Raw genomic sequence first — 11,825 nt, forward strand, 5'->3', positions numbered from 1 at the left:
ATTAAACCTGGTTCAGACGTTCGGCGATAAAAGTGATCAACTGGCGAGCAATCTTGCTCTTGCTGGTCTGGGCGAAAAGTGTGGCGTGTAGCTGGCGGTCGATCACGCTGCAGGCGTTTTCTTCGCTGTTGAAGCCAATGCTCGGGTTGGCGACGTCGTTGGCGACGATCAAATCGAGGTTCTTGTCTTTCAACTTGCGGGCAGCGTAGTCGAGCAGGTGTTCGGTTTCGGCAGCGAACCCGACACTGAACGGACGGTCGGGGCGTGTGGCAATGGTGGCCAGAATGTCCGGGTTGCGCACCATCTGTAGCAACAAGCCGTCGCCGTTCGTAGGGTCTTTCTTGAGTTTCTGTGGGGCGACGACTTCCGGGCGGTAATCCGCGACCGCTGCTGAGGCGATGAACAGGTCGCAAGGGATCGCGGCTTCACAAGCGGCGAGCATGTCGCGGGCACTGACCACGTCGATGCGCGTGACGCGATCTGGGGTTGGCAGGTGCACCGGGCCGGTGATCAGCGTTACGCGGGCGCCGGCTTCCACCGCGGCTTCGGCCAGGGCAAAGCCCATTTTTCCGGAGCTGTGGTTGGTGATGTAGCGCACCGGGTCGATGTTTTCCTGGGTCGGGCCGGCGGTGATCAGCACGTGTTTACCGGTCAGTGCCTGACGCTGGAAGCAGTCCGCCGCGAGCTGGGCGAGGTCGGTGGCTTCGAGCATGCGGCCCATGCCGACGTCGCCACAGGCCTGGCTGCCGGAGGCTGGGCCAAAGGTTTTCAGGCCACGGCTTTCGAGGGTTTGCAGGTTGGCCTGGGTCGCCGGGTCGCGCCACATGGCCTGGTTCATCGCCGGGGCAACGGCGACCACGGCGTCGGTGGCCAGCACCAGCGTGGTCAGCAAGTCGTCGGCAATGCCTTGGGCCAGGCGGGCAATGAGGTCCGCGGTGGCGGGGGCGATCAGCACCAGGTCGGCCCATTTGGCCAGCTCGATGTGGCCCATGGCGGCTTCGGCCGCCGGGTCGAGCAAGTCGAGGTGGACCGGATGCCCGGACAAGGCCTGCATGGTCAACGGTGTGATGAACTCGCTGCCGCCGCGGGTCATGACCACGCGCACTTCGGCGCCCTGGTCGATCAGGCGGCGAACCAGGTCGGCGCTCTTGTAGGCAGCGATGCCGCCGCCGACGCCCAGAACGATGCGTTTCCGATACAGCCGCTGCATAGGTCTGCCTTTCATTTCGTTGATGACTGCATGGCGATACCCCCTCCCCAGGAGTGAAATCGCCCGCAAAAAAGATGGGCTACGATATCACAGCGACCGCTACGGAACAGCGGCGCCCACAGACCAGGGAGGTGCTATGAGTATTCGCGATTGGCCAGCGGCGGAACGGCCGCGGGAGAGGTTGCTTGAGTTGGGCTCGGGGAGCCTTTCGGACGCCGAACTGCTGGCGATTTTTTTACGAACGGGCGTGTCGGGTAAAAGCGCGGTAGATCTGGCGCGACACCTGTTGAGTCAGTTTGGCAGCCTGCGCTCACTACTCGAGGCCGATCAAGCAGCATTCAGCCGGCAGTTGGGGCTCGGCCCGGCGAAATTCGCTCAGTTGCAAGCGGTCCAGGAAATGAGCCGGCGGCATTTGGCCGAACGTGCGCGCCAAAAATCGGCGCTGGAAAATCCGCAGGCGGTTCGTGATTACCTGAAGTCAATGCTGCGCCATGAGCCTCACGAGGTGTTCGGCTGTCTGTTTTTGGATTCCAGGCATCAAGTGCTGACTTTTGAAGTGCTGTTTCGCGGATCCATCGACAGCACCAGTGTCTATCCGAGACAAGTGGTTAAACGCGCGTTGGCCCACAACGCCGCAGCGCTGATCCTCTGCCATAACCATCCGTCGGGAAATACCAACCCCAGTCAAGCCGACCGAATGCTGACCAAGCGCCTGCAAGAGGCGCTGGACCTGATCGATGTGCGGGTGCTCGACCATTTCATCATCGGGGACGGCGATCCGTTGTCCATGGCTGAGTACGGGTGGATGTAAGCCTTGGCTGGCCTTTTCCACCTGTAGGAGCTGCCGAAGGCTGCGATCTTTTGATTTTGTTTTTCAGATCAAAAGATCGCAGCCTCGTTTCACTCGACAGCTCCTACAGGGGGTGGGGTTATTTGAGGTTGACCTTCGAGTAATCCTGACGACCAAACGGGCTGACCGAGTAGCCCTCAACGTCCTTGCGCGTCAGCGCGAAGGCGGTCGGGTGGGCCAGCGGCAGCCACAGCGCCTGCTGCTGGATCTGTGCCTGGGCCTGTTCGTAGAGCTTGGTACGCACACCTTGCTCGCCGGTGGTCTTGCCGGCGCTGATCAGCTTGTCCAGGTCCTGGTTGCAGTAGCGTGCGAAGTTGGTGCCGGATTTGACCGCGGCGCAGGAAAACTGCGGCGTGAGGAAGTTGTCCGGGTCTCCGTTGTCGCCGGCCCAGCCCATGAACAACAGATCGTGTTCACCGGCCTTGGCGCGGCGAATCAGTTCGCCCCATTCGATCACCCGAATCTCGGCCTGAATGCCGATTTCCGCGAGATCCGATTGCAGCATTTGAGCGCTGAGGCTCGGGTTCGGGTTGAGCAGACTGCCAGAAGGTCGGGTCCAGATGGTGGTCTGGAAACCGTCCTTGAGCCCGGCCTTCGCCATGAGCGCTTTGGCTTTTTCGACGTCATGTGGATAACCCGGCAGGCCTTTGGCATAGCTCCAGGTGTTCGGCGGGTATGGGCCGTTGGCAGGTTCGGCGGTGTCTTCGAACACGGCTTTGATGTAGTTGGCCTTGTCGAACGCGAGGTTGATCGCCTGGCGCACTTCAGGCTTGTCCAGCGGTGGATGCTGGCTGTTGATGCCGACGAACGCGGTCATGAAGGCGTCAGTCTTTTCCACTTTCAGGGTCGGTTCTTTCAGCGCTGCCTGTACGTCCAGAGGCTTGGGTGACAGGGCGATCTGGCACTCGTTGCGGCGCAATTTCTGCAAACGCACGTTGGCGTCAGGGGTAATGGCGAAAATCAGCGGATCCACTGAAGGCTTGCCGCGGAAGTAATCCGGGTTGGCCTTGTAGCGAATCGAGGCATCTTTCTGGAAGCGCGTGAAGATGAACGGCCCGCTGCCGATTGGCTGGCTATTGAGCTTCTCCGGGGTGCCGGCCTTCATCAGTTTGTCGGCATATTCGGCGGAGTAGATCGAGGCGAAACCCATGCTCAGGGTCGCGAGGAAGGTCGAGTCCGGATGGTCAAGCGTGAACCGTATGGTCAGCGGGTCGAGTGCGTCGATCTTCTTGATCAATGCTGGCAACTGCATCGACTGGGCGTGCGGGAAGCCGCTTTGGGCGACTTTGTGCCAAGGGTTTGCGGGGTCGAGCATGCGGTCGAAGCTGAACTTCACGTCTTCGGCGGTCAGGTCACGCGTCGGACTGAAGTATTCGGTGCGGTGGAATTTCACCTGCGGGTGCAATTTGAAGACATAGGTCAGGCCGTCGGGCGTGACTTCCCAGCTGTCGGCAAGGCTGGCGACCACTTTGCCGCTGGCGGTATCGAAGTCCACCAGACGGTTCATCAGCACGTCGGCCGAGGCGTTGGTGGTGGTCAGCGAGTTGTACTGCACCACGTCGAACCCTTCCGGGCTTGCCTCTGTGCAGACGCTCAGAGCGGCGGCATGGGCCAATGGGCTCAGCAGAAGCGGGGCGAGCAACAGCGGTAGGGCAGCGAGGCGCATGGTCGGATTCCTTTACAGATCGAAGGCCCATCTGCAAGTGCAGTCTGGAAAAGGCTTACCCTAGTGGGCTCTTTTGTAAATGACTATCCCCTTTTTCATTTTAAGGGGACTATAGGCGATTGTTTTCGGTGAGTACCGGTTGAGCAAAACCCTGGATTGGCCTGTTGGCCGATTCTCTGCGACGAGCGGTCTTCATCGACGATAGCCTTTATCCAAGGCGCTCGGAGCCAGAAAAACGGGGTTTTTATTAAGTCTGTGCACACGGAATGTTGTTGCTCTCCAGTCTTTCTGGTATAAAGCAGCGCTCTTTTCTAGGGGCCCGGTTCCTTCACTGTAGGTGTAGCCGGTAAGACCTCTAAAGAAACGCGGCGCCTGGCGCCAAATGACTGAGAGATTAAGCGGCCAACCCATGCCGGGTTGGGCATGTGGTTTTAGAGGGCTGAGGCATGTCGAGAGTATGTCAAGTTACCGGTAAGGGTCCGGTGACTGGGAATAACATTTCCCACGCAAACAACAAAACCCGTCGTCGTTTCCTGCCGAACCTGCAGCATCACCGCTTCTGGGTTGAAGAAGAGAAACGTTTCGTGCGTCTGCGCGTATCTGCCAAAGGCATGCGTATCATCGACAAGCGTGGCATCACTGTCGTGCTGGCCGAAATCCGCAAAGCTGGCAAGATCTAAGGGAGCTAATCATGCGTGAATTGATTCGTTTGATTTCGAGCGCCGGTACTGGTCACTTCTACACTACCGACAAGAACAAGCGCACTACTCCGGACAAAATCGAGATCAAGAAATTTGATCCGGTTGTTCGCAAGCACGTGATCTACAAAGAAGGCAAAATCAAGTAATTGATTTTTCCCTCTTACGAAAAAGGCCCGTATCGCGAGATACGGGCCTTTTTTGTTGCCTGATGGTTATGCGTTGCCTGTCAGGGCCCCTTCGCGAGCAAGCCCGCTCCCACATTTGATCTTCAGTGAACACAAAATTTGTGCCCTGGACAATCCAGTGTGGGAGCGGGCTTGCTCGCGAAGGCGTCGGCCCAGGCAACCCAAATCCTCAGGCCTTCTGTTCAAACGCCACATAGATCTTGCGGCAAGGCTCCAGCACTTCCCAGGTGCCCCTGAATCCCGCAGGAATCACGAAGCGGTCACCTGCGCGCAGGGTTTTGCTGTTGCCGTCGTTGTCGCGTAGTACCGAAACCCCTTGAACGATTTCGCAGTATTCATGTTCGGTGAAGTTCACCGTCCATTGCCCGACGTCGCCTTCCCATACGCCGGCGTTCAGCTGGCCGCACGGACTGTTGTAGTGGTTGTACACCGCTTGCTCGGGATCGCCCTTGAGGACTTTCGTCGGGTCTGGTCGATAGCGCTCGGGCGCGGTCGTGGCCTGGCTGAAGTCGACGACATCCTGGATATTCATTGTTGTAATTTCCCGTGATTGCCTGAAAAGCCCAAAGTCTATGTTTATTAAAATGAACACCGCAAGGCCGTTTGCCGACCTTGTGTCAAATATATTGAAACAACCCCGGCCACTGGTTTAGGGTGGCAGTTGCCTTGGGCCGAAAAAGCAGGCTGGCCGGGCAGAATTCCTGACAGCGCCCGCGAAGACCGTGGAGCGTTCGTATTCAATAAGAGGAGGACACTCGTATGACCACCCTGACTCGTGCCGATTGGGAACAACGGGCTCGCGATCTGAAGATCGAAGGCCGCGCCTACATCAATGGCGAATACACCGATGCTGTCTCCGCCGAGACCTTCGAGTGCATCAGCCCGGTCGATGGCCGTCTGCTGGGCAAGATTGCCAGCTGTGACGCCGCCGACGCCCAGCGCGCTGTTGAAAACGCCCGCGCCACCTTCAATTCCGGCGTCTGGTCGCGCCTGGCGCCGACCAAACGCAAAGCCACCATGATCCGTTTCGCCGGCTTGCTGAAACAGCACGCCGAAGAGTTGGCCCTGCTCGAAACCCTGGACATGGGCAAGCCGATCAGCGATTCCCTGTACATCGACGTTCCAGGCGCGGCGCAAGCCCTGAGCTGGAGCGGTGAAGCCATCGACAAGATCTACGACGAAGTGGCCGCGACTCCCCATGACCAGCTGGGTCTGGTGACCCGCGAACCGGTCGGCGTCGTCGGTGCGATCGTGCCGTGGAACTTCCCGCTAATGATGGCGTGCTGGAAACTCGGTCCGGCGCTGTCCACCGGTAACTCGGTGATCCTCAAACCGTCCGAAAAATCGCCGCTGACGGCTATTCGTATCGCCGCGCTGGCTGTTGAGGCCGGTATCCCGAAAGGCGTGTTGAACGTCCTGCCAGGTTACGGTCATACCGTCGGCAAGGCCCTGGCACTGCACAATGATGTGGACACCCTGGTGTTCACCGGTTCGACCAAAATCGCCAAGCAACTGCTGATCTACTCCGGCGAATCGAACATGAAACGCGTCTGGCTCGAAGCCGGCGGCAAGAGCCCGAACATCGTGTTCGCCGATGCGCCGGACCTGCAAGCTGCCGCTGAATCGGCTGCCGGCGCCATCGCGTTCAACCAGGGCGAAGTCTGCACCGCTGGCTCGCGCCTGCTGGTGGAGCGTTCGATCAAGGATAAATTCCTGCCGCTGGTGATCGAGGCCCTCAAAACCTGGAAGCCGGGCAACCCGCTGGATCCGGCAACCAACGTCGGCGCGCTGGTGGATACCCAGCAGATGAACACCGTGCTGTCCTATATCGAATCCGGTCACACCGACGGCGCCAAACTGGTGGCGGGCGGCAAGCGCATTCTTCAGGAAACCGGTGGCACCTACGTTGAACCGACGATTTTCGACGGCGTCAGCAACGCGATGAAAATCGCTCAGGAAGAAATCTTCGGCCCAGTGCTGTCGGTGATCACTTTCGATACCGCCGAAGAAGCCATTGCGATTGCCAACGACACCCCTTACGGCTTGGCTGCAGCGGTATGGACCAAGGATATTTCCAAGGCCCACCTGACTGCTAAGGCACTGCGCGCGGGTAGCGTGTGGGTCAATCAGTATGACGGCGGCGACATGACGGCGCCGTTCGGTGGCTTCAAGCAGTCCGGCAACGGTCGCGACAAGTCGCTGCACGCGTTCGACAAGTACACCGAGCTGAAGGCGACCTGGATCAAGTTGTAAGCACCACACAACGAAGATCCCGTGTGGGAGCGGGCTTGCTCGCGAAGGCGCCGTAACAGCCAACGATGATGTTGGATGTGATGGCCTCTTCGCGAGCAAGCCCGCTCCCACATTTGTTTTGTGTTGTCTGTAAAAAATAACAATCCACAGGAGCGTGGGAAATGCGTTGGGCGACTTATTTCGCCGTGTTGGCGTCTGTCTTGAGTGTCGGCCTGGCGCTGGGCGTCAGCATGCCGTTGGTGTCGTTTCGCCTGGAAGGCTGGGGTTACGGCTCGTTCGCCATCGGTGTGATGGCAGCGATGCCCGCGATTGGCGTATTGCTGGGGGCAAAGATCTCCAGCCATCTGGCCGCGCGTCTGGGCACGGCCAATCTGATGCGTTTGTGCCTGTGGGCCGGGGCTTTGTCCATCGGTTTGCTGGCGCTGTTGCCGAGCTATCCGATTTGGTTGGTATTGCGGCTGATGATCGGGGTGATCCTGACCCTGGTCTTCATCCTTGGCGAAAGCTGGATCAACCAGCTTGTGGTTGAAGAGTGGCGCGGTCGATTGGTGGCGCTGTATGGCAGCAGCTATGCGCTGAGTCAGCTGGCCGGGCCGTTGCTGCTTGGCGTTGTGGGCACCGAACACGATTACGGGTTCTGGGTCGGCGTCGGTTTGCTGACGGCGGCACCGTTCCTGTTGCTGGGCCGCAGCGGCGCACCGGCCAGTGAAGCCAGCAGCGTGACCTTCAGCGACTTGCTGGGTTTCTGCCGTGGCCTGCCGGCGATTGCCTGGGCGGTGTCGCTGTTCGCAGCGTTCGAAGCGATGATCCTGACGTTGTTGCCGGTTTATTGCCTGCGTCAGGGCTTTACGACGGACATTGCGCTGGCGATGGTCAGCACGGTGGTGGTGGGTGATGCCTTGCTGCAATTACCGATTGGCGCACTGGCTGATCGCTTGTCGCGACGTACGTTGTTCACCGGGTGTGCGGTGGTTCTGCTGATATCGAGCCTGGCCATCCCGTTGTTGATCGACACGTTGCTGATCTGGCCGTTGTGGGTGTTGTTCGGTGCCAGTGCCGGCGGCTTGTTCACCTTGTCACTGATCCTGATCGGCGAGCGTTATCGCGACGATGCACTGGTGCGCGCCAATGCGCATATCGCGCAGCTGTGGGGGATCGGTTGCCTGGTCGGGCCGCTGGCGGCTGGTGCCGGCAGTCAGTGGATCAGCGGGCATGCGTTGCCATTGCTGATGGCGGCCGGTGCGCTGGGGTTGGTGATTCTGCTGAGGCGCCAAGGCGCGTTTGGCGCGGTGCAGCCGGCATAGATCTTGGCAATCTATCTGACTGCACTGTTTTTAAAGCATCCGTTCCAGGCCGACCATGCTGCTGAGCCATGAATTGAAACGCCGCCACCAACCCCCCGGTTCTGTGGTCAATGTGTGCTGCTTGCCGTCATCTTCGGTGACCCAGACGATCTGACCCTTTTCCAGCCGGACCTGATAGCTGAGGGCCGGCGCCATACCCTCCAGTGCCAGTTCGCGCACCCGTCCAGCGAGCTGCGGGTTGTCCACCAGTACCCCGACTTCGGTGTTCCACAGTACCGAGCGCGGGTCGAAATTGAACGAGCCGATGAAGGCTTTCTGTCGGTCGAAAATCATCGCCTTGCTGTGCAGGCTGGAGTCGGAACTATGGGAGGAGCTGCTCCCGCTGTGAAACGGGCTCGGTCCGCTGCCGCTGCCACCGTTGTCACCGGGCTGACGACGCAATTCGAACAATTGCACACCATGCTCCAGCAAGGCTTTGCGATAAGGTGCGTAACCACCGTGCGTGGCCGGTACGTCGGTGGCTTCCAGTGAATTGGTCAGCAATCTCACCGACACGCCGGCATCGGCGCGACCGGTCAGATACACCTGACCCGGTTGGGTGGGTACGAAGTAGGGCGAGACCAAAATCAGCTCCTTGCTGACCCCATTGAGCTCGGGCGCCAACTGGGTGGTCAGCTGCAAGTACGGTTCCGGCTCACCCTTGGACAAGACCTTGCTCGGTGCGTCCCACAACGCCTGGTTCCAGGCCCAGATCAGCTCCCGGCGCCAGACATCCAAACGCGGGTGAGTGGTGTAGGCCATCAACTGCTGATAAAGCGCGTGGTTCTGTTTACGCGTTTCCTCCAGGGATTCGTCCAGTCGAGTTCGGGTGTTTCTCAAATCCTTGGCTGTTGGTTTGGTCGAGAGAAATTGTTCGATCGGTTTGCTCAGGGCACTGTTCCAGTACTCGTCGAAGCTGTGCCCCAACTGCTCTGCAACCGGGCCGACACTGAGCATGTCGATGTCGGTGAAATTCAGGTTGGGCTCGGCATCGAAATACTCGTCCCCCAGGTTGCGCCCGCCAACGATCGCCACGCAGTTGTCCGACACCCATAGTTTGTTGTGCATGCGGCGATGTTGCTGCGACAGGTCGAACAGCCGACCCATCGTTCGCGTAACGACGGTGCTGCGGCCCAGGTGCAGCGGGTTGAACACGCGGATCTGAATCTTCGGATGTGCGGCAAGGGTCGCGATGATTCGGTCCAGGCCATCGCTGGTGGTGTCGTCGAGCAGAATCCGCACCCGCACGCCGCGGTCGGCGGCGTTGAGCAGCTCGCTCACCAATATTCGTGTGCTGATGCCGTCATGGACGATGTAGTACTGCAGATCGAGGCTGCTTTGGGCGTTGCGAATCAGCTCGGCGCGGGCGGTGAAGGCCTCGGCGCTATCGGAGAGCAAGCGAAAGCCCGATTGGCCTTGATGGGGGGCGGCCTGGGCCTGGATCGAACGGCCGAACGCCGAATCGGTCGCCGGCAGGGCCTGACTCGGTTCGCGAGGGACATTGAGTGTTGTGCAGCCACCAAGGAGCGAGGCGAGTAACAGAAGAGCAAGCAATGGCTGTCTGATTCTCACGGAGCGTATTCCGGGTGGTGGCGGTTAGCATATGGACGCCGCGTCCCGAAGAAAGGTCAGTCGATTTGCGCCAGCAGTTTGATTGCTGTCGCACCGACCTTGCGCACTGCTTCTTCGATCTGTGGGGTTGTTTTGGCAGCGTAGTTCATCCGCAGGCAATTGCGGTACTTGCCCGAGGCGGAAAAGATACTGCCGACGGCAATCTGTACGCCTTGATCATGCAGCGCACGATTCAGTTTCAGGGTGTCGAAACCCTCCGGCAGCTCGACCCAGAGCATGAAGCTGCCCTGGGGGCGACTGGCTCGGGTACCGGCCGGAAAATAGCGGCTGACCCAATCGATCATCACGTCGCGATTGCGTTGGTATTGGGTGCGCATCCGCCGCAAATGCGGTTCGAAGTGTCCGCCCTTGAGGAATTCTGCAATGGCAATTTGCGGTTGCGGCGCGGTGGAGCCGGTGCTGATGTATTTCATGTGCAGCACACGTTCCAGATAACGCCCCGGCGCCACCCAACCAATGCGCAGTCCCGGCGCCAAGGTCTTGGAAAACGAGCTGCAGAGCAGGACGCGGCCGTCTTCGTCGAAGGATTTGATCGTGCGTGGGCGCGGGTAGGTGTAAGCCAGTTCGCCATACACATCATCCTCGATGATCGCCACATCGAAACGCTGTGCAAGTGTCAACAACGCGCGTTTGCGTGACTCCGGCATGATGTAGCCCAGCGGGTTGTTGCAGTTGGGGGTCAACTGTATGGCCTTGATCGGCCATTGTTCCAAGGCCAGTTCGAGGGCATCGAGGCTGATCCCGGTGAGCGGGTCGGTGGGGATTTCCAGGGCTTTCATGCCCAGGCCCTTGAGGGTCTGCATGGCGCCGTGAAAGCTTGGCGAGTCCACGGCTACGATGTCGCCCGGGTCGCAGATGGCGCGGATGCTGGTGGACAGCGCTTCGTGGCAACCGGTAGTGATCACCAGGTCGTGGGCCGTCAATTGGCAACCGGAATCCAGCAGCAGACGGGCAATCTGTTCGCGCAGTTCGAGGGTGCCGTAGATGTTGTCGTAATACAGACCGGGCATGTCCTGCCGACGGCTGATTCGCGCCAGGCTGCGCAGCAGCGGTTTCATGGTCGGCGTGGTGATGTCCGGCATGCCGCGACCCAGTTGCACCACATCCTTGCGTGGCACTGCGCGGATCAGTTCCAGCACTTGATCCCACTGGGAAATATCCACCGGACGCTGGGCCGGGCGTCCAATGGCCGGAAGCTCCGGCAGTTCGCGACCCACCGGTACGAAGTAACCCGACTTGGGTTTGGGTGTCGCCAGGCCGCTGTCTTCCAGCACGCGATAGGCCTGCTGCACCGTGCTCAGGCTGACGCCGTGTTCAACACTCAACGCCCGCACCGACGGCAGCCGGTCACCGGGGCGATAGAAGCCCTGTTCGATCCGTGTGCCGAGTAGTTCGGCGAGGTTGATGTAAAGGGTCATGGCGCAGTCTCGGTGTGGGTGATTCGGTTAACCAGTACAGATGGGGTGGAAATATAGGATTCAGACGCTGAAACGCAAAATCTGTATGGAGTTAATACAGTCTCGTTGAATCTGTAATGCTTTTCGCCTCCCGCGCATCATGAAAGCTCTGGCTACCCAAGTAAACAGGAGCAATCAAAATGAACGGCTTGAGCGATGTGCGGCTGACGTTACACAGTCAGGAACTGGCGGCAGGGCAAATCAACGGCGCACGTGAGGCGGTCATGCGCAACGCACCGTCCGGCCTGAGTCGTTGGGGTCTGCTCTGGCATCGTCTGCACACGCGCAAGGCATTGCTGGAGCTCACGACTGAGCAGCTCAGGGATGTCGGGTTGAGTCGGGAGCAGGCGCGGGAGGAGGGGCTTAAACCTTTCTGGCGGATCTGAGCCTTGTGGTGTTCTTTGAACCGATTCGCGAGCAAGCCCGCTCCCACATTTGATCGTTGCCGAACACAAAATCTGTGTTCACTGAGAATCTAATGTGGGAGCGGCGGTGCGACGATTCGACTTGCTCGCGAAGGCGTCCGAA

Annotated in this window: 11 protein-coding genes; 6 read left to right on the forward strand and 5 right to left on the reverse strand. The window is 59.5% G+C overall.

The features are described 5' to 3' along the window. Position 1: 1 nt before the first annotated feature. Complete coding sequence (coaBC, locus tag ASC74_RS01335) at positions 2-1,210, reverse strand: bifunctional phosphopantothenoylcysteine decarboxylase/phosphopantothenate--cysteine ligase CoaBC (RefSeq protein ID WP_056738678.1); 1,209 nt, start codon at positions 1,208-1,210, stop codon at positions 2-4. A 136-nt stretch (positions 1,211-1,346) separates the two neighbouring features. Here coaBC and radC point away from each other — a divergent pair, with 136 nt between their 5' ends. Beyond that, positions 1,347-2,021 (forward strand): RadC family protein, encoded by a 675-nt coding sequence (gene radC / locus ASC74_RS01340; protein WP_056738679.1) that lies wholly within the window; start codon positions 1,347-1,349, stop codon positions 2,019-2,021. A gap of 118 nt (positions 2,022-2,139) precedes the next feature. On the opposite strand, the gene ASC74_RS01345 is transcribed toward radC, so the two are convergent. Next, entirely contained in the window at positions 2,140-3,726 is a 1,587-nt protein-coding gene (locus tag ASC74_RS01345) for an ABC transporter substrate-binding protein (RefSeq protein ID WP_056738681.1), read from the reverse strand. Between the two features lie 446 nt (positions 3,727-4,172). Here ASC74_RS01345 and rpmB point away from each other — a divergent pair, with 446 nt between their 5' ends. Beyond that, the gene (gene rpmB, locus ASC74_RS01350) at positions 4,173-4,406 is read left to right on the forward strand and encodes a 50S ribosomal protein L28 (RefSeq protein WP_007894701.1); all 234 of its coding nucleotides are present in this window, start codon (positions 4,173-4,175) and stop codon (positions 4,404-4,406) included. 11 nt (positions 4,407-4,417) lie between these two features. Next, positions 4,418-4,573 carry a 50S ribosomal protein L33 gene (gene rpmG / locus ASC74_RS01355; RefSeq protein ID WP_007894709.1) on the forward strand — a complete coding sequence of 52 codons (156 nt, stop codon included), beginning with the start codon at positions 4,418-4,420 and terminating at the stop codon, positions 4,571-4,573. 208 nt (positions 4,574-4,781) lie between these two features. Here the strand turns inward: rpmG and ASC74_RS01360 are convergent, their stop codons facing one another. Then, positions 4,782-5,144, reverse strand: a complete 363-nt coding sequence (locus ASC74_RS01360; RefSeq protein WP_046045049.1) for a cupin domain-containing protein — start codon at positions 5,142-5,144, stop codon at positions 4,782-4,784. A 227-nt stretch (positions 5,145-5,371) separates the two neighbouring features. Here ASC74_RS01360 and ASC74_RS01365 point away from each other — a divergent pair, with 227 nt between their 5' ends. Both ASC74_RS01365 and ASC74_RS01370 read left to right on the forward strand, forming a co-directional pair. Beyond that, on the forward strand, positions 5,372-6,865 hold the full coding sequence (locus ASC74_RS01365; RefSeq protein ID WP_008150178.1) for an aldehyde dehydrogenase: 1,494 nt from the start codon (positions 5,372-5,374) through the stop codon (positions 6,863-6,865). A 161-nt stretch (positions 6,866-7,026) separates the two neighbouring features. After that, positions 7,027-8,169, forward strand: coding sequence for an MFS transporter (locus ASC74_RS01370; protein ID WP_056738683.1), 1,143 nt, complete (start codon positions 7,027-7,029; stop codon positions 8,167-8,169). A gap of 30 nt (positions 8,170-8,199) precedes the next feature. Here the strand turns inward: ASC74_RS01370 and ASC74_RS01375 are convergent, their stop codons facing one another. Next, positions 8,200-9,780 carry a phospholipase D family protein gene (locus ASC74_RS01375; RefSeq protein WP_056738685.1) on the reverse strand — a complete coding sequence of 527 codons (1,581 nt, stop codon included), beginning with the start codon at positions 9,778-9,780 and terminating at the stop codon, positions 8,200-8,202. Between the two features lie 56 nt (positions 9,781-9,836). Beyond that, positions 9,837-11,258, reverse strand: coding sequence for an aminotransferase-like domain-containing protein (locus tag ASC74_RS01380; RefSeq protein WP_056738687.1), 1,422 nt, complete (start codon positions 11,256-11,258; stop codon positions 9,837-9,839). A gap of 179 nt (positions 11,259-11,437) precedes the next feature. On the opposite strand from ASC74_RS01380, the gene ASC74_RS01385 reads away from it, so the two are divergent. Beyond that, positions 11,438-11,683: a DUF1127 domain-containing protein gene (locus ASC74_RS01385; protein ID WP_056738689.1), complete on the forward strand. Its 246-nt coding sequence runs from the start codon at positions 11,438-11,440 to the stop codon at positions 11,681-11,683. The last annotated feature ends 142 nt before the right edge of the window (positions 11,684-11,825 follow it).

This window comes from Pseudomonas sp. Root329 (assembly GCF_001424925.1).
Lineage (GTDB): Bacteria > Pseudomonadota > Gammaproteobacteria > Pseudomonadales > Pseudomonadaceae > Aquipseudomonas > Aquipseudomonas arabinosi.